This is a genomic window from Rhizobium vallis, assembly GCF_003985155.1.
In the GTDB taxonomy this organism is placed as follows: domain Bacteria; phylum Pseudomonadota; class Alphaproteobacteria; order Rhizobiales; family Rhizobiaceae; genus Rhizobium; species Rhizobium vallis.
Map to the genome: position 1 here is coordinate 187,879 of NZ_ML133696.1, position 24,301 is coordinate 212,179.

Genomic DNA, 24,301 nt, shown 5'->3' on the forward strand with positions numbered 1-24,301 from the left:
TTCCTGCCGTTTGCGCGGTTCAGATTGAGGAGATGGAAGTCTTGGCGGAAAGAGAGATCGAATTCAACCGGATGTCGCCCATGACCTTTGAGCCGCTTTTCGATGCCCCGCTCGCCGTCCAGATCCATGTCGCCACTGTAACGCCGGCCGCACTTCTCGGCGCCTATATTCTGCTCAACCCGAAGGGCACGCCGCTGCACCGGCTGCTCGGCAAGATCTGGATGGCGCTGATGGTGGTGACGGCGACGTCGAGTTTTTTCATCCACCAGATCAGTCTCATCTACGGGTTCAGCCCGATCCATCTTCTGTCGATCGCGACACTGTTCGGCAGCTGGAATGCAGTCGCCGCCGCCCGCCGCGGCGATATCCGCCTGCACAGGCGCATCGTCGGCGGCCTCTATTTCGGCGGTATCGTACTGGCCGGCCTCTTCACACTCGTGCCCGGCCGGATCATGCACAGGGTCGTCTTTACCGGCGCGGAGTGGTCGGCCGCCTTCGTCGCGGCACTGATCGGCGCGATCCTGGTTGCGATCGTGCTGCGCAGCAGGCGCGGAGCCCCGATCGCCCGATGAAGCCGCTGGAATTCCATCCGTCGACGGATATATAGATTCCTTGAGCGCAAGCACGGGAATTGCCGGGGAGAACTGAGATGGAATGGAAAGGCCGGCGTCAGTCCGACAATGTCGAGGATCGTCGTGGCGACCCGACGAGCGGGGGCAGTCCCTTCGGCCGCGGTGGCGGCTTCAATTTTCCCTCCGGCGGCGGGGTTCGCCGGGCCGGCGGCGGCTTGAGCATCGGCACGATCATCTTCCTCGTCGTCATCTATTTCATCTTCAAGGCGATGGGTATCGACCTGATGCAGGTGCTCGATACCGGTAGCATGTCGAGCGGTCCGGGCTACGAGCAGAGCCAATCGGGCCCGCGCACGCCCGCCAATGACGAGATGACCGCCTTCGTGCGCACCGTTCTTGCCGAGACCGAGGATACCTGGCACGGCATCTTCCAGGCACAGGGCAGGGAGTATGAAGAGCCGCGCCTCGTTCTCTTCTCCGGTCAGACGGAGTCGGCCTGCGGCTTTGCCTCTGCCGCGACCGGGCCGTTCTATTGCCCTGGAGATCACAAGGTCTATCTCGACACCGCGTTCTTCCAGGAGCTTTCCGACCGGTTCGGCGCATCCGGCGATTTCGCCGAAGCCTACGTCGTCTCGCACGAAGTCGGCCATCACGTGCAGAACCTGCTCGGCATCCTGCCGAAGTTCAACCAGGCCCGCCAGCGCATGAGCGAGGAAGAGGCCAACAAGATGTCGGTGCGCGTCGAGCTGCAGGCCGATTGCTTCGCCGGCATCTGGGGCAAATATACCCAGCAGAAGGGTATTCTGGAGGCGGGCGACCTCGAAGAGGCGCTGAACGCCGCCCAGCAGATCGGCGACGATACGCTGCAGAAGCGCTCGCAAGGTTATGTCGTGCCCGAGAGCTTCAACCATGGAACCTCGGCGCAGCGCGTCAAGTGGTTCAAGCGTGGCTTCGATAGCGGGCAACTGACGGCGTGTGATACCTTCTCCGGGCCGGTTTGAGGTTGCCGGCGTCTGCCGTGTGGCCCCTTCGAACTTACTTCTCGCTGTCCATATGCTGCAGCATATGTTCCGGATAACGCCCGCCGGCGGCCGCATCCTTCGGGACGGCGCGTTCTATGGCGGCGAAATCCTCGGGGGATAGTTGCACGGCGCGGGAGCCGAGCGCCTCGGTCAGTCGGTCGCGGCGGCGGGCGCCGATGAGCGGGACGATGTCCTTGCCTTTGGCGGCGACCCAGGCGATGGCGATCTGGGCGACGGAGACGCTCTTTTCCTCGGCGATCTCGCGCAGCTTTTCCACCAGGGCGAGGTTCTGCTCTACATTGCCTTCCTGGAAGCGCGGGCTATGGATGCGGAAGTCGCCGGCGGCGGCCTGACCCTTCTGCCAATGGCCGCTGATAAGGCCGCGCGACAGCACGCCGTAAGCGGTGATCGAGATGCCGAGTTCGCGTGTCGCCGGCAGGATCTTCTCCTCGATGCCGCGCGAAATCAGCGAATATTCGATCTGTAGGTCGACGATCGGGGCAACGGCGGCGGCACGGCGGATCGTGTCGGCGCCGACTTCCGACAGGCCGATATGCCTGACATAACCCGCCTTGACCATGTCGGCGATGGCGCCGACCGTATCCTCGATCGGCACGTTCGGGTCGAGGCGCGCCGGCCGGTAGATGTCGATATAATCGACGCCGAGGCGCTGCAGCGTATAAGCGAGGAAGTTCTTCACCGCCACCGGGCGGCCATCGATGCCGCCCCAGCCGCCGACAGGATCGCGCAGCGCTCCGAACTTGACGCTGATGACGGCATTCTCGCGCCGGCGGCCCTTCAGTGCCTCGCCGATCAACATCTCGTTATGGCCCATGCCGTAGAAGTCGCCGGTGTCGAGCAGGTTGACGCCGGCATCGAGTGCGGCATGGATCGTCGCGATACTCTCTTCGCGGTCGGCAGGGCCGTACATGCCCGACATGCCCATGCAGCCGAGGCCGATGGCGGAGACTTCGGGTCCGGTCTTTCCCAAACGATAGGTCTGCATTGTCTTCTCCATCATGTGCGCCGTGGCGCGATCTGGCATGTGCGCCGTACGGCGCGGTCGATGCCGTTCTACCGCTTTCGCATTGGCGCGATAATCGGATGGCATCGCACAGGCTGTGCGGGAGAATGCACAATGAGCGGTCTCCCTTGGGTGATCTGGATGCCTTTGCCGCGATTGCAAGGAGCGCGGTGTTCGCGCCGCCGCCCGAAAACGCAGGGTGTCCGGATTATCGCTCAGTGGAAGATCCGGGTAACGAAGGCGTCATCTTCTGCTCGTGTTTGTCTGCCCGCACTTGCGAAGACGGAGGAGCGGTTCTGTGTTAGCCTTGCTAAACCTACGGATGCGATCTGTGGGAACTACTCGGAGGGCTGATGGCGAGCGTTCCTGTCAAGCGACGGCTGGCGGCAATCATGGCCACGGATGTGGTTGGTTATGCCCGCCTCATGGAGAGTGACGAAGAGGCGACCCTTGCGCTCATCAAGGCGTTGCAGGCCGACGTCATCGCGCCGAACATCGAGCGCAACGGCGGCAGGATATTCAAGCTGATCGGCGATGGAACCTTGTCCGTGTTCGATTCCGCCACGGGAGCAGTCGAATGCGCGATGGCGATTCAACGCGAACTGGTGCGCCGCGAGTCAGAAAGCGCTCATATCGTTCTCAGAATTGGGATCAACCTTGCCGACGTGCTGGTTGACGGTATGGATATGTTCGGTGACGGCGTAAACGTCGCCTCCCGGGTTGAAGCGGGTGCCGTACCCGGCGGCATTTGCATCACCGATGGTGTCTACCACCAGATCGCTACGCGGATCGGCGGCGCGTTCTTGGAGGGCGGAGAGAAACGTCTGAAGAATATCGAGCGGCCCGTTCGCGTCTGGCACTGGCAACCCAGTCATACGGGAACCGTGAAGGCGGAGCCTTCGCGAATTGCTGAATCTGCAGCAACTTTGGATCAGGAAAAAGTCTTGGTCAGGGTGGGTGTTACGTCTTCAGCTCTTCCCCATCAGCAGGAGGTGATCGGGCTGATCACCTCCGGCCTCGAACAGTACCTTTCGGATCGGCACTGGATCGACGTTGCGTCCGTCTCGACGGCTGAAATGGGCAGCCGTGCCTACGACTACACGGTCAGCATCGGCGTTCATGGGGCTGGTCCATTCCGGTTGAACGCCAGGTTCCTGCGCACGTCGGCCACGTCAATCCTCTGGTCGAGGGCCTTCGATCTGCCTGTGGATTGCGATATCGACGCCATCGAATCGGTCGCGGCGGAGATCGTGTCGCTCGTCGTGGACAAGGTGCTTTCCACTGCAGCTACGACCCTTGCCAGGAAACCGGAGGCGTCGTGGTCGGCATACGAGAATTTTCTGTACGGCAGGATGCTCGACGCGAAACATTTGCTGCCCGAAGCAGAACGCTTCTTCCAGAAGGCGACGGAACTTGATCCAGCGCTCATCGACGCGCATGCGATGTATGCCATTGCACTGGGCTATCGCTTCTCCATGGACGGAATGATCGAGCGACTGCATCGCGCGGCAGAAATCTCGCGCATTGCCTTGCGGCTCGACAATAACCATGCCTACTCCCAGTACGCGGCGGCATTGGTTCAACTGGCGATGCGAAACTATGATGGTGCGAAATCCCACTACGCCAAAGCACGCGACCTGGCGCCGGGCGATGTGGAGATTCGCGCCGATCATGCCGAGTTGCTCCACTACGTCGGTGATTTGGAAACGGCCGCAACCGAAATCGAGGAATGCTTCAGGAAGTCGAAGTATCGGCCAGTCTGGTTCTGGACATCCAGAGGGCTTATCCGGTTTCAGCAAGGCCGTCCGGATGCTGCCGTCGAGGATTTCGAGAATGTTCCGAACAAGTCGTGGCGGACCCTGATTTTGCTCGCCGCAGCTCATGCTCTTCGTGGTGACGAAGAGCGGCGCAGGCACAATGAGGTCGAGGCGCGCAGCCTTGAGCCACGGCTCGGTCCAGAGTTGGTGCGTAGAACATTTCCCTATCGCGACGAAGGTGCGCTTGCGAAGCTCCTCGGCGCTTTCGGAGTTGGCGCATAAATGTCCGACGATCCCGACCGCGTCCATCTTCGAGGCTTGTGGCAATTACATCCAAGATGCCGCATAAATTTCCCGCCCAGCAACATCAAAAACTTTGAAATGTTCACGGATTGTTTCGGTTTCTTTTCTGAGCTATGTCACGTTCTCGGTGACGAGATCGTCTTTCCAGAAAACCACCGCTGTAGAGATGCCTCATGTTAGATCCCAAATTCGTTCGCCGCGGCCTTTTCCTGGTTTTCATCATCCTCTTCCTCGACATTATCGGCATTGCCATCATCATGCCGGTGCTGCCCGCCTATCTCGAGCAGCTGACCGGCGGCGGCATCAGCGATGCGGCGGTCGACGGCGGCTGGCTTATGCTTGTCTATGCCGGCATGCAGTTTCTGTTTGCGCCGCTGCTCGGAAACCTGTCCGATCGTTTCGGTCGCCGGCCGGTGCTTCTGCTTTCGGTGCTGACCTTCGCGATCGACAATTTCATCTGCGGCATCGCCACCAGTTTCTGGATGCTGTTCGTCGGCCGCGTTCTTGCCGGCATCAGCGGCGGCAGTTTTGCCACCTGCTCGGCCTATATCGCCGACATCAGCACGGAGGAGAACCGAGCCAAGAATTTCGGGCTGATCGGCATCGCCTTCGGCGTCGGCTTCACGATCGGCCCCGTCGTCGGCGGTTTTCTCGGCGAATTCGGCCCGCGCGTGCCGTTCCTCGGCGCGGCTGCGCTGTCGCTTCTCAACTTCATCGCTGCCTGCTTCCTGCTGCCTGAAACGCTGGAGGCGAAGAACCGCCGCCGGTTCGAGTGGAAGCGCGCCAATCCGCTCGGCGCGCTGCGGCAGATGCGCCACTATCCCGGCATCGGCTGGGTCAGCCTCGTCATGTTCCTGTTCTTCCTGGCGCATGCCGTCTATCCCTCGGTCTGGTCGTTCGTTTCGACCTATCGCTACGGCTGGAGCGAAGGGCAGATCGGTCTGTCGCTCGGCATCTATGGCATTGGCGCCGCGCTGGTCATGGGGCTGGTTCTGCCACGTGTCGTGCCTCTGCTCGGCGAATGGAAGACAGCGCTTCTCGGCCTTTGTTTTTCGGCTGCGGGGCTTACCGGCTATGCCTTTGCCTGGGAGGGCTGGGTGGTTTACGTCGTCATCGTCGCCACCGTCATGGAAAACGTCGCCGATCCGCCGCTGCGCAGCATTGCCGCCGGTAAGGTGCCGCCTTCGGCGCAGGGCGAGCTGCAGGGCGCGCTCACCAGCCTCAGCAGCATTACCACCATCATCGGGCCGCTGATCTTCACGCAGATGTTCGGCTATTTCACGCGGCCGGAAGCGCCGGTCACCTTCGCCGGTGCCCCTTATCTGATGGCTGCCCTGTTCATTCTGCTGGCGGTCGGCGTGTTTCTCATGCGCGTCCGGGTGCGCCAGCCGGTCAAGGTGCTGGAGGCGGCGGGCTGATCGATCAGAAACGCTGATGCGATGATGAATTTTTCATCATCTGCCTGCTTTGGGGTGGTCCTTTGCGGGGCTTTGATCTAAGTCCAGTTGATATTTCGCCGAGAAACTGCGCGGCGACACAAATTTCAACCACAGGACTGGTGTCATGGACACGCCGATCGACGCGCGCAGGCTTGCGCCGACAACCGATAATCGCTGGGGCGCGCATTTCCGCGCAACGCTGGCGCTCGGCATTCCGCTGATCGGCGCCCAGCTTGCCCAGCTCGGCATCAACACGACTGATGTGATGATCGTCGGCCGCCTCGGTGCGGAGCATCTGGCGGCGATGGTGCTCTCGGCCCAGTTCCTGTTTACGATCCTGATTTTCGGTTCGGGCTTTGCCATCGCCGTCATTCCAATGGTGGCGCAGGCCTATGGCCGCGGCGACGTCGTCTCCGTGCGCCGGTCGCTGCGCATGGGACTGTGGGTGGTGATCGGATACTGGGTTCTGATGCAGCCGGCCTTCTTCAATTCGGAACAGATCCTTCTCTTCGCTCAGCAGAAGCCCGAAGTGGCCAAGCTTGCCCACGGCTATATCGTCATCGGCCAGTTCGGCGTGCTGCCGGCCCTGCTTTTCAACGTGATGCGCGCACTGGTCAGCGCCATCGGCAAGGCGGGCATCATCCTCAACGTCACCATCGCCACCTTGGTGATGAATGCGATCTTCGCCTATATCCTCGTGCTCGGCCATTTCGGCTTTCCGGCAATGGGGCTCGAGGGCGCGGCGATCGTTTCGGTCGTCGTGCAGACGGCCGGTTTCCTCTTCATTCTCGCCTTCGTGCAGAGGCGGGAGGAGACGCGGCGCTACGAGATCTTCGTGCGGTTCTGGAAGCCCGACTGGCATGCGCTGCTTGAGGTCATCAGGCTCGGCTTCCCGATCAGCGTTACCATTCTTGCCGAGGTCAGCCTGTTCACGGTGGCCTCGCTGCTGATGGGCTATATCGGCACTATCGAGCTTGCCGCCCACGGCATCGCCCTGCAATGGGCCTCGATCGCCTTCATGATCCCGCTCGGCCTCAGCCAGGCGGCGACGGTGCGCGTCGGTGTCGCGCACGGGCAGGGCGATTACCACGGACTGATGCGGGCTTCTATCATGGTGGTCATCCTCGCCTGCGCCATCTCGGCGGTGGGTTCGGTGCTCTTTGCCAGCCTGCCACAATTCCTCGGCAGCTGGTTCCTCGATGTCAGTTCGCCCGAAGCGCCTGAAGTGCTGGCCTATGCCGGGCCACTGATCGTCGTTGCCGGGCTTTTCCAGCTCGTCGACGGGCTGCAGGTGGTCGCCAACGGATTGCTGCGTGGCCTCAAGGATGCGCGCGTGCCGATGATTATGGCGCTGATCGCCTATTGGCCGATTGGTTTCTTCCTTGCTTGGGCCTTTGCCTTCCCGCTGGGTTTCGGCGGCATCGGCATCTGGTTCGGCTTCCTCGTCGGGTTGGCGGCCGCAGCCGTCATGCTCTGCGCACGCTTCTATATTCTCCTTCGACGGGAAGGGGTGACGGCGGCCGCCTGAGACGGCCGTCTTTTCCCTCAAGCCGCGACAGGTTTGTAGCTGGCGATATCGGCGCGAATGCCGAGGCGCGCAAACATTTCCTGAGGATCGAAATTCGCGGCCTTGTGCGCCACGGCGACGGCTGCCCGCACGCGCTCGACGACGTCAGCGCTTTCCCATTGGGCGATCGTCACGAAATTGAACTCGCCGGGACCGCCGACCTGCTCCAGCACCGTGTGGTCGATGAAGCCGTCCTGGGCCCCCAGCACCTTGTGGGTCATCATCACATTGACCAGAAATTCCTCGCGTGCCGCGGCCGGCACGGCGAATTTGTCTATCCTGTAGAAGGCTCCGCTCATCCATTTTCTCCTGCATCCGATGTCTGCAGGCAGCTTGATAGTTCCTCAAGTTAAGTTGAGGTCAATATGGCGGCAAAGAAAAAGGCCCGGTAGAGCGGGCCTTGATCCGAAATCGTCATTTCTTGAATTTAGCGCTCGGCGAGCGCCGGTTCGCCCTTCTTCTCGCGCACCATGTTGATGAAGCGGCGGAAGAGATAGTGGCTGTCCTGCGGGCCGGGAGAGGCTTCCGGATGGTGCTGGACCGAGAAGACCTGCTTGCCGAGAACGCGCAGGCCGCAATTGGTGCCGTCGAAAAGCGAAATATGAGTCTCTTCAACGCCATCGGGCAGCGACTTCGAGTCAACAGCGAAACCGTGGTTCATCGAGACGATTTCGACCTTGCCGGTCGTATGGTCCTTGACCGGGTGGTTGGCGCCGTGATGGCCCTGATGCATCTTCTCGGTCTTGGCGCCGAGTGCCAGACCCAGCATCTGATGGCCGAGGCAGATGCCGAAGACCGGGATGTCGGTCTTAACAAGCGTCTTGATGACGGGCACGGCATATTCGCCGGTTGCGGCGGGATCGCCCGGGCCGTTCGAGAGGAAAATGCCGTCCGGCTGCATGGCGAGCACGTCTTCGGCGCTCGTCGTGGCCGGCACGACCGTCACCTTGCAGCCGAGGCCGGCAAACAGGCGCAGGATGTTGCGCTTGACGCCGTAATCGAGGCAGACGACGTGGTATTTTGCGTCCGCGGCGTCGAGTTCGCCGTAGCCTTCGTTCCAGACCCACGGGGTCTGGGCCCATTGCAGGGACTGGCCGGAAGAGGCGACCTTGGCAAGGTCGAGACCTTCGAGGCCGCTCCAGGCTTTGGCTTCGGCCTTCAACGTCTCGATGTCGAAGACGCCGTTCGGGTCGTGGGCGATCACCGCGTTCGGAGCACCGTTCTCACGGATCCAGGCGGTCAGCGCGCGCGTGTCGATGCCGCAGAGACCGATGATGCCGCGTGCCTTCAGCCAGGCGTCGAGGTGCTTGGCGGCGCGGTAATTCGAGGGTTCGGTGATATCGGCCTTGAAGATGACGCCGACGGCGCCGTGGCGGGCGGCGGGCGTCAGATCCTCGATGTCTTCATCGTTGGTGCCGATATTGCCGATATGGGGAAAGGTGAAGGTGACGATCTGGCCGAGATAGGAAGGGTCCGTCAGGATCTCCTCGTAGCCGGTCAGCGCCGTGTTGAAGACGACTTCGGCCTGGACCTTGCCGGTAGCGCCGATGCCCTTGCCTTCGATGACCGTGCCGTCGGCAAGAACGAGCAGGGCGGTCGGCTTTTCGGTTGTCCAGGGTGCTGTCGCGGTCATCTTCATCCCGTTTCCGGCGGTCGGCGCGTTGCCACGCTCGTCGCCATTTGATCTCGCAGGCGTGTGGGCACGGCAATGCCGCGCGTCTTCAGGCCTGATCACGAATTTTGGTGCAGGTGGCGGTAAATAGCCACGCAATCGCTTAGCGTCAATCTTTGTAGCCGAGATCTCGGCCGTTTTCTTGCGCTTTATCGCGCTGACCGCGCAATTTATTTGATCCGCCGTATCAGCGTGGTTTATGAAGCGGCAGCAAAAAAGGAGTGAAGACCATGCTGCGCGATCAACTCGCCACCCAGCTGAAAGAGGCGATGAAGGCCAAGGATTCGGAGCGGCTTTCCACCGTCCGGCTGATTCAGGCCGCGGTCAAGGACCGCGATATCGCCAATCGCGGCACCGGCAAGGAGCAGGCGAGCGACGACGAGATCCTGCAGATCCTCGCCAAGATGGTGAAGCAGCGCGACGAATCGGCAAAGATCTACGAAGAGAATTCCCGGCCGGAGCTTGCCGCCAAGGAGCGCGCCGAAATCGTCGTCATCCAGGATTTCATGCCGAAGCAGCTTTCCGACGGCGAAGTGCGTGCCAATATCTCGGCGGTAATCGCCGAGACGGGTTCCTCCGGCGTCAAGGACATGGGCAAGGTGATGGCGGCGCTCAAGGAGCGTTATGCCGGCCAGATGGATTTCGCCAAGGCGTCGGCGACCGTCAAGGAACTTTTGAACTGACGAGGCTTGCCTGCGGTTCGTCACGGACCGCAGGCCCGAGCACCGCTTCTGCGGCCGCATCGATGATGGCGAATTTCGACGCCTGATAATTCCAGTATTCCAGGATGAAGCGGCCGGACAGCCAGAAGTCGCCCTTGCGGGAAGGCTCGGTCCAGCCGACGCTTTCCATGGTCGCCGCCTGGGTCAGAAGCCGCTTCAGGTGGGTGTTGGAGATCATGAACTGTTCGCGGATCTCTCTCAGCGACAGCGGTCCGATCACGACGCGCTCGGCCGTGCGGGGAAATTCCGGAAGGCGCGAGATCAAGTAATCCATCACCAGCCCGCCGGAGTTCGCCCAGTTGAACAGGTTGAAGGTCGGGCCCGGATTGCGCACCGCCTCGCTGCCTATGATCGCCCTTGCGATCAGCGGCTGGATCGCCGCCATCATTGCCGAGGGGTCGGCGCTGATCTTATCGGCGCGTTGACCACCATCGAGGCTGTCGAGGATCATCGCATGGGCGACGAGCCACCGGGTGAAATGCTGCTCGGCGATTTCGGTGGGTTCCAGGTAGCGTGTGCGCTTATCGGGGCCGGGAACGGCGCTCAGGAAGCGATAGGCCAGCATTTCCTGCATGAAGGCTGCGGCCGTGTTGCGGCTGGCGATGTCGTTCCTGACGGCAAAATCGATGAAACGGCCGGAATAGAGGCCGCTTTTGCCGTCGTCGGGATGACCGTAGTGAAGCGCGAAGCCGGCATGGGCCATCAGCCAGCGTTGCTGTGCGGCGAAAATCGAGGCGATGCGCGGGCTCTCGCGATAGATCGAAAGCATCTGATTGGCGCAATGCAGGATCGCAGCGAGAAAGCGATCGTCTGCGGCAAGATTTTTCGCGGTAAAGGCCATTTGGAGGGGTCCAGGATTTCGGCGCATTCATCTTTCAGCTAAGCGCCGCCTGTCAACGGTTTTGTCAATAATCAGTTAATTTCAAAGGGAAATTGTATCAAGGGGAGCCAAAAATTAAGAAGGCAGGAGCTGGGGGCGCTCCTGCCTTCTTGCTCTTTGCTTCCGCCGGCACGCAGGGCCGAGGCCCAAGCCGGAGGGTATTTGCAAAGGCACCCTTGCGAAGCGGCGCCGGGGGTAGGGATGGTGCTTCGCTCGGGGATCGCTTTGTTGAGATCGAACTTATTGCGGTGCGGCGGCGCATTCAAATTACAAAAAAATAATGATTCCCGAGAACGGTGGTTTTAGAGGCGTCGAAGCGCGGGCCGGACGGTCGGCCCGAAGGTGAGGATTCTCAATTGGCTTGATTAGTAAGTTGCTGTTTTAAAACGATTTAATCGGCCTCTCTTAGAGGCGGCGGCTTCTTGCGGAGCGCTTGCTGCGACGGAATTGCCGGTCTCGGAGGACAATAATGTCGCACCCCTGTCGCAGGGGCGATAACGTGTTGTTGATTGGATAACCGACGCCGCCGACTGTGGGTGCACTTGCCTGTGAATAGCGGGTTTTCCTGACGAGTTTCGTGGCATGGCGCGGCAAAGCAGCTTATATGGAGCTTGGCCAAGAGGTATAAATGCGCTTTTCCAACACCTTTCTCGATGAGATCCGCGACCGCGTTCCGATTTCGAACGTGATTGCGCGTCGCGTGAGCTGGGACAAGCGCAAGACCAACGTCTCGCGCGGCGACTACTGGGCCTGCTGCCCGTTCCACGGCGAGAAATCGCCGAGCTTCCACTGCGAGGATCGGAAGGGCCGCTACCACTGTTTCGGCTGTGGCGTCACCGGCGACCATTTCCGTTTCCTGACCGAACTCGAAGGCTTAAGTTTTCCCGAGGCGGTGCAGCAGGTCGCCGACATGGCCGGCGTGCCGATGCCGCTTGCCGATCCGGTGATGGAGAAGCGGGAGAAAGAGCGCGGCTCACTGATCGACGTCATGGAAATGGCGACGCGCTTCTTCCAGGACCAGTTGCAGACCGCCAATGGAGCGAGGGCCCGCGCCTATCTGCGCGACCGCGGGCTGACGGGACGCACCATCGAAACATTCGGTCTCGGTTATGCGCCTGACAGCCGCAATGCGCTGAAGGAATTCCTCGCCGGCAAGGGCGTCACCAAGGAGCAGATCGAGGCCTGCGGCCTGGTCGTCCATGAAAATGTGCCGGTGTCCTACGATCGCTTCCGCGACCGCATCATGTTCCCGATCCTCTCGTCCCGGGAAAAGGTGATCGCCTTCGGCGGCCGCGCCATGTCTGCGGATGCGCCGGCGAAATATCTGAATTCCAACGAGACCGAGCTCTTCCACAAGGGCAACGTGCTTTACAATTTCGCTCGCGCGCGCCGCGCGATCCAGGGGCCGGGCCGCGATGCCCAGGACGACAATGCATCCGGCACCATCATCGCCGTCGAAGGCTATATGGACGTGATCGCGCTCTTTCAGGCCGGCGTCGAGAACGCCGTGGCGCCGCTCGGCACGGCGCTCACCGAAAACCAGCTCGAACTGCTCTGGAAGATGGTGCCGCAGCCGGTGCTCTGTTTCGACGGCGACGGCGCTGGTATCCGCGCTGCCAATCGCGCCGCCGAACTGGCGCTGCCGCATCTGAAACCCGGCCGCTCCGTGCGTTTCGCGCTGCTGCCCGATGGCAAGGACCCTGACGATCTCGTGCGCGATGATGGGCGCGCGCCCTTCGACAAGGTGATGAGCCAGGCAAAGCCGCTCTCCGAGATGCTCTGGAACCGGGAAATCAACACCGGCAAGTTCGATACGCCGGAAGCGCGCGCCGAGCTCGAGGCGCGGCTGAAGCAGCTCGTCGCCGTCATCGCCGACGAGAATGTGCGCCGCCATTACCAGCAGGACATTCGCGACCGGCTGAACGCCTTCTTCCAGCCGCAGTTCCAGAACCGTGGCAATGGCGATCGGCGCGGCTTCAACGGCCGCGCAGGCCGCGGCAATGCCGGCAAGGAAGGGCCGAAAAGCCCGAATGTCATTTCCGACCGCCTCGCGCGCTCCGGCCTGGTGCGCGGCCATCAGGACAATACGGCGCTGCGCGAAAGCGTGCTGGCGCTGACCGTCGTCAACCATCCCTCGCTGATGATCGACGATTACGACGAAATCGCCGCGATCGAATATGACAGCAAAGCGCTGCAGCGGCTCTGGTCGGCAATGCTGGGCGCCGCGGCTGCGGTCGCCGGCCCGCATCTGACGCGAGAATATCTGACCGAGCGGCTGGAATTCGAGGGCTTCGGCCCGCTTATCCAGAGCCTCGACCAGCAGGTGCGCAATGCCCGGCTGTGGACGGCGACCGAGGAAGCGGCAATGGAGGATGCGCGCGAGGGTTATCGCCAGGCGCTTGCCTTCCACAAACGGGCCAAGGCGCTGCGCCGCCAGAAGATCGAACTCGAGCGTGAGATCGCGCTGGCGACCGAAGCTGGCGACGGCGAGGCGATCGTTCAGCTGATACGGGCACAGCAGGAAGTGCATTTCGAAGGGGTGCGCCTTGAGAACCAGGAGGCGATCATCGATGGCTTCGGCGTGCTTTCCGGCCGCGTCAAAGGAGCGGCGAACCACTGATGCCGCTCAGCGAACGCAATGAACCGGGCTTCTCCGCTTCCGGCGCGCTGTTTTCCGACGGTCGCGCGCCACTTGATGTGCTGAAGCAGGTCTACGGCTATTCCTCGTTCCGCGGCAAGCAGCAGCAGGTCGTCGAACATTTGGTTTCCGGCGGCGACGCGGTGGTGCTCTTTCCCACAGGGGCGGGCAAATCGCTCTGCTTCCAGATCCCCGCACTCTGCCGAGACGGCGTCGGCATCGTCGTTTCGCCGCTGATTGCGCTGATGCGCGATCAGGTGGAGGCGATGAAGCAGCTCGGTATCCGCGCCGCAGCGCTCAATTCGTCGCTGTCGCGCGAGGAATTCGTCGAGGTCCGCCGGGCGCTTTCGGCAGGGCGTCTCGACCTTCTCTACGTGACGCCCGAGCGCATCCTGACCGACGGGTTCCGCGAACTGATCGCCAATGAGAAGATCGCGCTGTTTGCCATCGACGAGGCCCATTGCGTCTCGCAATGGGGCCATGATTTCCGGCCGGAATATCGCGAACTCGGCCGGCTCGGCGAGCAATATCCCGGCGTGCCCCGTGTGGCACTGACGGCAACAGCCGATCCGCACACGCGCGACGACATTATCGAGCGGCTGGGGCTCGGCAATGCCGAGATCTTCACCACCAGCTTCGACCGGCCGAACATCGCCTATGAGATCGTCGAGCGCGATCAGCCGCGCCAGCAGCTGCTGCGGTTCCTCTCCGGCCACAAGGGCGACAGCGGCATCGTCTATTGCCTGTCGCGCGCTAAGGTCGAGGATACCGCCGAGTGGCTGAACGGGCAGGGCATCCGCGCGCTCGCCTATCACGCCGGCATGGACAGGGCGGTTCGCGACGCCAATCAGGACGCCTTCCTGAAAGAAGAAAACCTCTGCCTGGTCGCCACTGTCGCCTTCGGCATGGGCATCGACAAGCCGAACGTGCGTTATGTCGCCCATCTCGACCTGCCGGGCTCGGTGGAAGCCTATTATCAGGAAACCGGGCGCGCCGGACGCGACGGCCTGCCGTCCGAGGTCTGGATGGCCTATGGCATGGCCGACGTCATCCAGCGCGGCCGGATGATCGACGAGGGCAGTGCCGCCGTCGAGATCAAGCGGGTCGAACGCGCCAAGCTCAACGCATTGCTGGCGATCTGTGAAACTGCCTCCTGCCGTCGCCAGGCGATCCTTGCCCATTTCGGCGAGGCGCATGCCGGCCAATGCGGCAATTGCGACACCTGCCTGAAACCGGTCGAGACCTGGGAGGGCACCGAGGCGGCGATCAAGGCGCTCGCCGCCGTCTATCGCACCGGTGAGCGGTTCGGTGCTGGCCACGTCGTCGATGTGCTCCTCGGCAACGTCAACGAGAAGACAGAGCGTTTCGGCCACACTGAGATGCCCGTGTTCGGCGCCGGCAAGGACATTCCGGCGCGCACATGGCAATCGGTCTATCGCCAGCTGCTCGCCATGGGGCTGATCCGCGTCGATCACGAAGCCTTCGGCGCGCTGAAGCTGGAGCCGGAGGCGCGCGCCGTTTTCAAACATGAGCGCCAGGTGTTCTTCCGCAAGGACCGCCCGGCCTCGGAACGGCGCACGAAGAAGGCTGAGCGCAGCGAGCGCAAATCGGGCCTGTCCGGCGCCGACGGCACTCTCTTCGAGGCGCTCAGGGCCGAGCGCATGGCGATCGCCAAATCCCTCGGTGTGCCGCCCTATGTCGTCTTCCCCGATACGACGCTGATTGCTTTCGCCACCGAGCGGCCGCGCAGCCGTAAGGAGTTGCTCGGCATATCAGGTGTCGGGCAGTCGAAGCTCGAGCGCTATGGCGACGCGTTCCTGGACATCATCCTCGCGCACGACCCGTAGCCCGCAGGGATTGGCGATGGTCCCGATCCCGGAGCACTTGGTCAGGCGAGGTCTGTGTGGAGGAAATCGTTGCCTTTGTAGAGAAGGCGCGTTTTCAGCGCTTTGGCGCAAGCATAGGCAAAGCAATCGCCGAAATTCAGGTCTGCCCGATGACCAATGACTTTTCCATAGCTCATGCTTGCAGACAGTGCATCTTCGCCGATCTCATGCGAGATCGAAATCTCTTCGAGATTGAGATCTTCGGCGAATGCATCGACCGCCTCGGCTGATGCCCTCAGAAGTTCGGGTGTCGTTTTCCTGCCTGTCGGCGTCTTCTGCCGCGCGAGCGCCTGGATAGCCTCGAAGCGGACAAGGGGCGAGATGTGCATAATGGGATCGTCCGATGCCGCCAGAGTCTTCTCAAGTTCTTCATGGCCGGGCTCTCGCGCAAGAATGGCGACGATCGCTGATGCGTCGATAAACATCAGGTATCCCACATTTCGTCGCTGAATTTTTTCATGTCGAATGACGGGTCGTTTGCTCCCATCGCATCCGCCAGCGTTTTTGCGCGCGCGAGGCGTTCATGCAGCGGCCGGCTTTGCCGCGCGCGCGTAAGCTCATGATGGAGCGCCGTTCGCACGGCATCGGTTTTTGTCGCAGCCTTGGTCAGGCGCTGCAGCTCACTCGCAAGCTCGTCTACTTCAGGGTCTCTGATATAAAGCGCCATGGTGATATTCCTTCTGTATATACAGATATCATTTTTGAATATTCATTTCAATTTCTCTCGCTGCGGACCTTTCCTTGTGAAAATATTTCGTACCAGATTGGCGACATCTGCACTTGCTTTGTGCTAATTGCAGCGCCCATCGGAGCACGTTTTGGGGATAAGGGCGTTTACAATGACAAAAGCATTTCTTTCCCACCTGCAGTCTGAGCTTGCCTCTCTTAGGGATGCCGGCCTTTACAAATCCGAGCGGGTCATCACCTCGAAGCAGGCCGGCGAAATCGCCGTTGTTTCCGGCGAGCGGGTGCTGAATTTCTGCGCCAACAACTATCTCGGCCTTGCCGACAACGAGGAACTGGCCGAGGCCGGCAAGAACGCGCTCGACCGCTACGGCTACGGCATGGCTTCGGTGCGCTTCATCTGCGGCACGCAGGAGGAGCACAAGCAGCTCGAAGCGCGGATCTCCTCCTTCCTCGGCATGGAAGATACGATCCTCTATTCCTCCTGCTTCGATGCCAATGGCGGCCTCTTCGAAACGCTGCTGTCGGAAGAGGACGCGATCATCTCGGATGCGCTGAATCACGCCTCGATCATCGACGGCGTCCGGCTTTCGAAGGCCAAGCGTTTCCGCTACGCCAACAATGACATGGCGGCACTCGAAGAAGAGCTGAAAAAGGCCGAGGGCAGCCGCTTCAAGCTGATCGCCACCGATGGCGTCTTCTCGATGGACGGCATCATCGCCAATCTCGGCGGCGTCTGCGATCTCGCCGAAAAATATGGCGCGATGGTCATGGTCGACGACAGCCATGCGGTGGGTTTCGTCGGCAAGAACGGCCGCGGCTCGCCGGAACATTGCGGCGTCGAGGGCCGGATCGACATCATCACCGGCACGCTGGGGAAGGCGCTCGGTGGTGCTTCCGGCGGTTATACCTCGGCCAAATCAGAGACCGTCGAATGGCTGCGGCAGCGCTCGCGGCCCTATCTGTTTTCGAACACGCTGGCGCCTGTGATTGCTGCCGCCTCGCTTAAAGTGTTCGACCTCATCGAAAACGGTGATGCTTTGCGGCAGCGTCTTTCCGACAATGCCGATCTCTTCCGCGCCGAGATGACCAAGCTCGGCTTCACGCTTGCCGGCGAGGGCCATCCGATCATTCCCGTCATGCTTGGCGACGCCAAGCTGGCGCAAGACATGGCGAGCCTGATGCTCAAGAAGGGGATCTACGTGATCGGCTTCTCCTTCCCCGTCGTGCCGAAGGGCCAGGCCCGCATCCGCACACAGATGTCGGCGGCGCATTCGCGGGCTGATGTGGAGCGGGCAATCGCCGCCTTTGCGGAAGCCGGGCGGGAATTGGGTGTGATTTGAGAATGGGCGTCGGCGCATTTCCTCTTCTCCCCAGCGGGGAGAAGATGTCCGACAGGACAGATTAGGGGGCGAGCGAAGCGAGGTTTCGAGCGACGAGCGAGGAACACATTCGGGTTTAGATGGCGTGCCGCGCGGCCCCCTCATCCGCCCTACGGGCACATTCTCCCCGGTGGGGAGAAGAGGGAGTCGCAAAGTCGGCACGAGAACAAGGGCGGATATTGTCGATGTCGAATATGATGAAGGCGCTGGTCAAGTCGAAGGCGGAAGTCGGGCTCTGGATGGAGAACGTGCCGGTGCCGGAGGTGGGGCCGAACGACGTGCTGATCCGGGTGAAGAAATCGGCGATCTGCGGCACCGACGTTCATATCTGGAACTGGGACCAATGGGCGCAGAAGACTATTCCGGTGCCGATGGTGGTCGGCCATGAATTCTCAGGCGAGATCGCCGAGATCGGTTCGGCGGTCACCAAGTACCATGTCGGCGAGCGGGTCTCCGGCGAAGGGCATATCGTCTGCGGCAAGTGCCGCAACTGCCGGGCGGGCAGGGGGCATCTTTGCCGCAACACGCTCGGCGTCGGCGTCAACCGGCCAGGTTCCTTCGGCGAGTTCGTCTGCATTCCCGAAAGCAATGTCGTGCCGATCCCGGACGATATTTCGGACGAGATCGCGGCGATCTTCGATCCTTTCGGCAATGCGGTGCACACAGCACTCTCCTTCGATCTCGTCGGCGAGGATGTGCTCGTCACCGGCGCCGGGCCGATCGGCATCATGGGAGCGCTCGTCGCCAAGCGTTCGGGCGCCCGCAAGGTCGTCATCACCGATATCAATCCGCACCGGCTGGATCTCGCGCGCAGGCTTGGCATCGATCATGTCGTCGATGCCTCCAAGGAAAACCTTGCCGACGTGATGAAGGCAATCGGCATGACCGAAGGGTTCGACGTCGGGCTCGAAATGTCGGGCGCCGCACCCGCCTTCCGCGACATGATCGACAAGATGAACAATGGCGGCAAGATCGCCATCCTCGGCATCGCGCCCGCCGGTTTCGAGATCGACTGGAACAAGGTGATCTTCAAGATGCTCAATCTCAAGGGCATCTATGGCCGCGAGATGTTCGAGACCTGGTACAAGATGATCGCCTTCGTCCAGGGCGGCCTCGATCTTTCGCCCATCATTACCCACCGCATCAAGATCGACGAATTCCGCGATGGTTTCGAGGCGATGCGGTCGGGCAACTCCGGCAAAGTGGTCATGGATTGGATGTGAGGGGACGACATGCTCTATGAAGGAAGCTGCCACTGCGGCAACGTGGCTTTCGAGGTCGAGGGCGAATTCACCGAGGCGCTCGACTGCAACTGTTCGCTCTGCCGCCGGCGGGGCGGGCTTCTCGCCTTCGCGCCGCGCGAGAAGCTGGTCGTGAAAACGCCGGAAGAGAATATCTCGACCTATACTTTCAACAGACATGTCATCCGGCATCATTTCTGCGCCAATTGCGGCATCGCGCCGTTCGGCGAGGGCGTTGCCCCGAACGGCGCGGCGATGGCTGCGATCAATCTGCGCTGCATTCCCGCGATCGATCTCGGCGCGCTGACGGTGAAGTCCTATGACGGCGCGGCGCTTTAGCCAATATTCGCCGGAGAGAGGCGAATAAACGGCCGGCACAACTGCAAAACGGCCGAAACAACTGGGACGGCGGCCAAAATCCTGGCTGCCCTTGTCTTTTGTTCGCCGCATCTTAAATAAGGTTCGCAATCGCAGCCGCGGTTCAAAGCCTGTGGATAAGGCTTTTTCCGATTTTTCGTGAGCTTTTTTTCTGGAAAAGCTTGACGAGAAGAAAAAATGCGGGAATCACCGTTCGACTTGTTGAGATGGTGAACTGGGTCAAGGCGGATCGCGCAACCATGGCCGGAAGTCCTAAAGCAAGAAAGCTTTGCTGTCCGGTGCCGGCTATCGTGGTTAATCAGGCTTTAAATGTCATCCCGTTAGGTGGGCAAAGGTGATTCTGGGGCGGCGCGGGCGATGCGTCAGGCCCCTGAGACGGCCCATTCACCGTAGCGAGATTGGATAGCGTCAGGAAGGCGACGATATAAATGGCAACCAAGGTCAAAGAGAACGAAGACGCGGAAGTCGAACGCGACGGCGCAAGCGACGGCCCTCTTCTCGATCTTTCTGATGACGCAGTCAAGAAGATGATCAAGGCCGCCAAGAAGCGCGGCTATGTGACGATGGACGAGCTCAACGCCGTCCTGCCGTCAGAGGAAGTGACGTCCGAGCAGATCGAAGACACGATGTCGATGCTTTCGGACATGGGCATCAACGTCATCGAAGACGAAGAAGCCGAGGAAGCCGGTGCTTCTGGCGGCGGCGATGACGATGACGCTGGCGGTGACGAGGAAAGCGAAGGCGGCGAACTCGCACCTTCGAGCGGCACCGCGCTTGCGACTGCCAAGAAGAAAGAACCGACCGACCGTACCGACGATCCCGTTCGCATGTACCTGCGCGAGATGGGTTCGGTGGAGCTTCTCTCCCGCGAGGGCGAAATCGCGATCGCCAAGCGCATCGAGGCCGGCCGCGAAACGATGATCGCGGGCCTCTGCGAGAGCCCGCTGACCTTCCAGGCACTGATCATCTGGCGCGACGAACTCAACGAAGGCACGACGCTGCTGCGCGAGATCATCGATCTCGAAACGACCTATTCCGGTCCTGAAGCCAAGGCTGCGCCGCAGTTCCAGAGCCCTGAGAAGATCGAGGCCGACCGCAAGGCGGCCGAGGAAAAGGAAAAGACCCGGCGCGCCCGCTCCGGCGACGACGACATCACCGATGTCGGCGGCGAGAGCATGCCTCCCGAGGAGGAGGAAGAGGACGAGGACGAATCCAACCTTTCGCTGGCGGCGATGGAAGCCGAGCTTCGTCCGCAGGTGATGGAGACGCTGGATACGATCGCCGAGACCTACAAGAAGCTGCGTAAGCTGCAGGACCAGCAGGTCGAGCAGCGCCTGTCGGCATCCGGTACGCTGTCGACCGCCCAGGAGCGCCGCTACAAGGAGCTCAAGGATGAGCTCATCAAGGCCGTCAAGTCTCTGTCCCTGAACCAGAACCGCATCGACGCCCTGGTCGAACAGCTTTACGACATCAACAAGCGCCTGGTTTCCAACGAAGGCCGCCTGCTGCGTCTGGCCGAGTCCTATGGCGTCAAGCGCGATAGTTTCCTGGAGCAGTACCAGGGCGCGGAGCTGGATCCGAACTGGATGAAGTCGATCGGCAATCTGGCCGCGCGCGGCTGGAAGGAATTCGCCAAGGGCGAAAACACCACGATCCGCGACATCCGCCAGGAGATTCAGAATCTGGCGACCGAGACCGGCATTTCGATCTCGGAATTCCGCCGCATCGTGCACATGGTGCAGAAGGGCGAGCGCGAAGCCCGCATCGCCAAGAAGGAAATGGTCGAAGCGAACCTTCGCCTCGTCATCTCTATCGCCAAGAAGTACACGAACCGCGGCCTGCAGTTCCTCGACCTCATTCAGGAAGGCAATATCGGCCTGATGAAGGCGGTCGACAAGTTCGAATACCGCCGCGGCTACAAGTTCTCGACCTATGCGACCTGGTGGATCCGTCAGGCGATCACCCGCTCGATCGCCGACCAGGCCCGTACGATCCGCATTCCGGTGCACATGATCGAGACGATCAACAAGATCGTCCGCACATCGCGCCAGATGCTGCATGAAATCGGTCGCGAGCCGACGCCGGAAGAACTGGCCGAAAAGCTCGCCATGCCGCTCGAAAAGGTCCGCAAGGTCCTGAAGATCGCCAAGGAGCCGATCTCGCTCGAAACCCCGGTGGGCGACGAAGAGGATTCGCATCTCGGCGATTTCATCGAGGACAAGAATGCGCTGCTGCCGATCGACGCCGCCATTCAGGCGAACCTGCGCGAGACGACGACCCGGGTTCTCGCCTCGCTGACGCCGCGCGAAGAACGTGTCTTGCGCATGCGCTTCGGCATCGGCATGAACACCGACCATACGCTCGAAGAAGTCGGCCAGCAGTTCTCGGTCACCCGCGAGCGTATCCGCCAGATCGAGGCGAAGGCGCTGCGCAAGCTGAAGCATCCGAGCCGCTCCAGAAAGCTGCGCTCGTTCCTCGACAGCTGAGGCGCGACAAGATCTCTACGATTGCGAAAGCCGGGTTGATGCCCGGCTTTTTGCTTTTTGTCTTTGTTTCAGGTGCAAGCCGTTATTTCCAACTGCCGCACACTTTTGGGCGACACGCCTAATACCAAATGATCCCGGCGGCTTTCTTGTCGCTCAGTGGTGACAAGATTATAGTCCGGCCACGGGGGAAGAAATCGATCGCGATGCGCGAGCGAGGACCGACGCATCCCCGTGTCGGGTGAATCCTCCGTTGGGAGGTGCGAAATGACCACTTACATTGTGTTGATCAACTGGACGGACCAAGGTGTGCGCAACGTTCGCGACTCGTCAAAACGGCTGGATGCGGCGAAGAAACTGCTCGGCGACATGGGCGGCTCCTTCAACCAGTTCTTTCTGACGATGGGCGGCTACGACATGGTGGCTGTCTGCGAAGCGCCTGACGATGCCGTCATGGCGCGGTTTGGCCTCTCGCTGGCGATGGGCGGCAATGTCCGCACCCAGACACTGAAGGCATTCCCGGAGGCCGCCTATCGAGAGATCATCGGCTCGCTTGGTTGATCGCGACGTTGATCGCGACGAGGGACCGCTATCGGCGATCATAAACGTTGCGCAACTCGCGTCAGACTGGCACTGTCGCCCTGTCCTTAATTCCTTGTGGCGCATCGGCAGGCTCTTGATGAAAGCGTTCCTGGGTTTCATGGCCGCCTTCGATTGCCCCGCAGCTGTTTCCTGAGCGATGGAACTGGCGTGGGAAAATCGCGATGAAGGCATCGAGCGGGGCGCTTTCGCCTCGTTCGCGCTGCATGCCGTCATGCTTGCGCTGCTGCTCCTGCTGCTTCCGAGACCTGAGCCGCCGGCACCGCTGCCGGACGACGGCATTACGGTCGATATCGTTCCCGACGTGGCCAAACCTTCGGCAATGGCGCAGCCGGTTGCAACGCCTGCGCGCATTGCGACAAAGCCGGATGTGAGTGTACCCGCCCGAGAGATCGCTCCGCCGCAAGAGAAGGCGCCGGTGGTCGTGACGTCGCCCGAAGTGGCTTCCGTCCCTCCGGTTCTGCCGAAGAATGATGCATTCGTTGAGGCGGGCCAGCTGTTTTCGGAGACGGTGTTATCAGATCCGCGCAGCCGGCGCGCCCGCGAGGCGCTGCGGCAGCTCTCCGGCGGCGAGCGCAATCTGCAGCTCTGCGATCTCGAGGCGCTGGAGCAGGTGCGCCGCGCACGCCCGGCCATGGTGCCCGATATGGTCGCCCCCTATGCGATGGCTGCGGAGAAGGTGAGCGGCAGCAGCGTGGAAGTGAAGGGAGGCGCCTTCCGCAGCAAGCGGAAATGGTACAACATCCAGTTCAAATGCGAGCTCGATACCGGTTCGGGCAAGGTCACATCCTTCGCCTTTCTCGTCGGCAGTGCCATTCCGGAAAGTGAATGGCAGGAGCACAATCTGGTGGCCGACGACGGGCCTGCCGATCAATGAGCCAAACCGCGATCACGAGGTTTTTTCTATTTGTGGCTTGATGCTGCCGGTTTTAAAGGCCACATCGCTGCTGTGACAGAAGAAGACGTGGAACCGGCGGAAACGCAGCACGAAACGAGAAAGCAGCGGCCTGAAATCCGCTGGGGTGTCGTCGCGTCCGTTGTTGCCCACATTCCGATCGTTGCTCTTCTCATTTTCGGGCTGCCGAAGATCGAGCCGAAGCCCCCCGAAGACGAGAGCGTCAAGGTGGAACTCGTTCAACCGCCAGAGGAAAAGAAGCCAGAGGAAAAGAAGCCGGAAGAGAAGAAGCCCGAGGAAAAGCCTCCCGTGCCGAAGCCGCCGGAAGAGGCCAAGAAGCAACCCCTTCCGCCGCCGCCACCACCTCCACCGCCACGCGCGCCTGAAAATAAGTCGTCAGCGCAAGCCAAGTCCGCGCCTATGCCAAGTCTGGCGCCCGTCTTCGAGTTCGGTGAGAAAGATAGCGGGCCTGCAAAATCGGCGGCGGGGAATTCTTCCCAAGGCGATGCAAAGCCTGCAACGGCAGCGCCGCAGCACGGTGCAAAGCCGGAACAGGCGCCTGCAGAGGCTTCCGCAGAAAAGCCACGGGCCGAGACGCCGCCGGCAAAGCCGGTTCCAGATGACGTGCGGCTGCCCGAGGTTGCGACGGTCGATGCCTTTTCCGAACGCAACGCGCCCCTTGCGGAAGCGACCGGCGAAGCCAAGACTGATATCGAGGTTGTAAAGCCACCGGCGCAAAAGCCTCCTGAACCGCCGAAGGCGGATGCTGCAAAGGACGATCTGCCTAAAGCCAAGACATTATTTTCGCAGACAGCCGACGATGATCCGGTGGCGAAAATAGCGATGAACGGTATGTCGCGCGGCAAACGCGTCGCCCAGCTTTGCGGCAATGAGCTCCAGCAACAGCTTATTCACGATTCGCCCAGCTTTCAGCCGATTGTCGTGCCTACTTTCGGACTATCGCGCGGCACCGTTCTCGATATCAAAAGCGCGGCTTTCCGCACCGCCAAAGGCTGGTACCAAATTCGTTTCCGTTGTGAAGTTGATGAGGATGCCACGAAAGTTGTCTCGTTTGCCCATGAGGCTGGCGGGTTGATCCCTCGCAGCCAATACTCAACCTATAGCATTCGCGAGTAGTTAACGTGATCCGCAGCCG

The 24,301-nt window shown here is 61.2% G+C and carries 21 protein-coding genes; 15 read left to right on the forward strand and 6 right to left on the reverse strand.

Annotated features, from left to right (window positions below; translation table 11 throughout):
• Positions 1-41 precede the first annotated feature (41 nt).
• Both EFQ99_RS26820 and ypfJ read left to right on the forward strand, forming a co-directional pair.
• Complete coding sequence (locus EFQ99_RS26820) at positions 42-572, forward strand: DUF2306 domain-containing protein (RefSeq protein WP_126924238.1); 531 nt, start codon at positions 42-44, stop codon at positions 570-572.
• A gap of 77 nt (positions 573-649) precedes the next feature.
• A complete protein-coding gene (gene ypfJ, locus EFQ99_RS26825) occupies positions 650-1,573 on the forward strand; it encodes a KPN_02809 family neutral zinc metallopeptidase (RefSeq protein WP_126924239.1) in 924 nt (307 codons plus the stop codon).
• A 34-nt stretch (positions 1,574-1,607) separates the two neighbouring features.
• Here the strand turns inward: ypfJ and EFQ99_RS26830 are convergent, their stop codons facing one another.
• A complete protein-coding gene (locus tag EFQ99_RS26830; RefSeq protein ID WP_126924240.1) occupies positions 1,608-2,600 on the reverse strand; it encodes an aldo/keto reductase in 993 nt (330 codons plus the stop codon).
• 371 nt (positions 2,601-2,971) lie between these two features.
• On the opposite strand from EFQ99_RS26830, the gene EFQ99_RS26835 reads away from it, so the two are divergent.
• From EFQ99_RS26835 to EFQ99_RS26845, 3 genes are all read left to right on the forward strand, one after another.
• A complete protein-coding gene (locus EFQ99_RS26835) occupies positions 2,972-4,657 on the forward strand; it encodes an adenylate/guanylate cyclase domain-containing protein (protein WP_126924241.1) in 1,686 nt (561 codons plus the stop codon).
• A 194-nt stretch (positions 4,658-4,851) separates the two neighbouring features.
• Positions 4,852-6,096, forward strand: a complete 1,245-nt coding sequence (locus EFQ99_RS26840) for a TCR/Tet family MFS transporter (RefSeq protein WP_126924242.1) — start codon at positions 4,852-4,854, stop codon at positions 6,094-6,096.
• Between the two features lie 145 nt (positions 6,097-6,241).
• Positions 6,242-7,645, forward strand: coding sequence for an MATE family efflux transporter (locus tag EFQ99_RS26845; protein ID WP_126924243.1), 1,404 nt, complete (start codon positions 6,242-6,244; stop codon positions 7,643-7,645).
• 17 nt (positions 7,646-7,662) lie between these two features.
• On the opposite strand, the gene EFQ99_RS26850 is transcribed toward EFQ99_RS26845, so the two are convergent.
• Both EFQ99_RS26850 and carA read right to left on the reverse strand, forming a co-directional pair.
• Positions 7,663-7,983, reverse strand: coding sequence for an antibiotic biosynthesis monooxygenase family protein (locus EFQ99_RS26850; RefSeq protein WP_126924244.1), 321 nt, complete (start codon positions 7,981-7,983; stop codon positions 7,663-7,665).
• A gap of 128 nt (positions 7,984-8,111) precedes the next feature.
• A complete protein-coding gene (gene carA / locus EFQ99_RS26855; protein WP_126924245.1) occupies positions 8,112-9,317 on the reverse strand; it encodes a glutamine-hydrolyzing carbamoyl-phosphate synthase small subunit in 1,206 nt (401 codons plus the stop codon).
• 269 nt (positions 9,318-9,586) lie between these two features.
• Here carA and EFQ99_RS26860 point away from each other — a divergent pair, with 269 nt between their 5' ends.
• Positions 9,587-10,039 (forward strand): GatB/YqeY domain-containing protein, encoded by a 453-nt coding sequence (locus EFQ99_RS26860; protein ID WP_126924246.1) that lies wholly within the window; start codon positions 9,587-9,589, stop codon positions 10,037-10,039.
• Here EFQ99_RS26860 and EFQ99_RS26865 read toward each other — a convergent pair.
• Positions 10,020-10,919: a hypothetical protein gene (locus EFQ99_RS26865; protein ID WP_126924247.1), complete on the reverse strand. Its 900-nt coding sequence runs from the start codon at positions 10,917-10,919 to the stop codon at positions 10,020-10,022. The genes EFQ99_RS26860 and EFQ99_RS26865 overlap by 20 nt on opposite strands.
• 667 nt (positions 10,920-11,586) lie before the next feature.
• Between EFQ99_RS26865 and dnaG the strand changes: the two genes are divergently transcribed.
• Together dnaG and recQ are read left to right on the forward strand one after the other, a co-directional pair.
• Positions 11,587-13,578, forward strand: coding sequence for a DNA primase (gene dnaG, locus EFQ99_RS26875; RefSeq protein WP_126924248.1), 1,992 nt, complete (start codon positions 11,587-11,589; stop codon positions 13,576-13,578).
• The gene (recQ, locus tag EFQ99_RS26880; RefSeq protein WP_126924249.1) at positions 13,578-15,443 is read left to right on the forward strand and encodes a DNA helicase RecQ; all 1,866 of its coding nucleotides are present in this window, start codon (positions 13,578-13,580) and stop codon (positions 15,441-15,443) included. The genes dnaG and recQ overlap by 1 nt, the downstream gene beginning before the upstream one ends.
• A 41-nt stretch (positions 15,444-15,484) precedes the next feature.
• Here the strand turns inward: recQ and EFQ99_RS26885 are convergent, their stop codons facing one another.
• Both EFQ99_RS26885 and EFQ99_RS26890 read right to left on the reverse strand, forming a co-directional pair.
• Entirely contained in the window at positions 15,485-15,907 is a 423-nt protein-coding gene (locus EFQ99_RS26885) for a type II toxin-antitoxin system VapC family toxin (RefSeq protein WP_126924250.1), read from the reverse strand.
• On the reverse strand, positions 15,907-16,149 hold the full coding sequence (locus EFQ99_RS26890; protein WP_126924251.1) for a type II toxin-antitoxin system VapB family antitoxin: 243 nt from the start codon (positions 16,147-16,149) through the stop codon (positions 15,907-15,909). The genes EFQ99_RS26885 and EFQ99_RS26890 overlap by 1 nt, the downstream gene beginning before the upstream one ends.
• 172 nt (positions 16,150-16,321) lie before the next feature.
• Between EFQ99_RS26890 and EFQ99_RS26895 the strand changes: the two genes are divergently transcribed.
• The 7 genes from EFQ99_RS26895 (at position 16,322) to EFQ99_RS26925 (ending at position 24,282) form a co-directional block, all read left to right on the forward strand.
• Complete coding sequence (locus tag EFQ99_RS26895) at positions 16,322-17,509, forward strand: glycine C-acetyltransferase (RefSeq protein ID WP_126924252.1); 1,188 nt, start codon at positions 16,322-16,324, stop codon at positions 17,507-17,509.
• A gap of 224 nt (positions 17,510-17,733) precedes the next feature.
• A complete protein-coding gene (tdh, locus tag EFQ99_RS26900; protein WP_126924253.1) occupies positions 17,734-18,771 on the forward strand; it encodes an L-threonine 3-dehydrogenase in 1,038 nt (345 codons plus the stop codon).
• A gap of 9 nt (positions 18,772-18,780) precedes the next feature.
• A complete protein-coding gene (locus EFQ99_RS26905; RefSeq protein ID WP_126924254.1) occupies positions 18,781-19,128 on the forward strand; it encodes a GFA family protein in 348 nt (115 codons plus the stop codon).
• Between the two features lie 467 nt (positions 19,129-19,595).
• On the forward strand, positions 19,596-21,653 hold the full coding sequence (gene rpoD / locus EFQ99_RS26910; RefSeq protein ID WP_126924255.1) for an RNA polymerase sigma factor RpoD: 2,058 nt from the start codon (positions 19,596-19,598) through the stop codon (positions 21,651-21,653).
• Positions 21,654-21,917: 264 nt separating this feature from the next.
• Complete coding sequence (locus EFQ99_RS26915; RefSeq protein ID WP_097620329.1) at positions 21,918-22,211, forward strand: GYD domain-containing protein; 294 nt, start codon at positions 21,918-21,920, stop codon at positions 22,209-22,211.
• A gap of 178 nt (positions 22,212-22,389) precedes the next feature.
• Positions 22,390-23,127: a DUF930 domain-containing protein gene (locus tag EFQ99_RS26920; protein ID WP_126924256.1), complete on the forward strand. Its 738-nt coding sequence runs from the start codon at positions 22,390-22,392 to the stop codon at positions 23,125-23,127.
• A 30-nt stretch (positions 23,128-23,157) separates the two neighbouring features.
• Positions 23,158-24,282 (forward strand): DUF930 domain-containing protein, encoded by a 1,125-nt coding sequence (locus tag EFQ99_RS26925; RefSeq protein ID WP_126924257.1) that lies wholly within the window; start codon positions 23,158-23,160, stop codon positions 24,280-24,282.
• Positions 24,283-24,301: the final 19 nt, after the last annotated feature.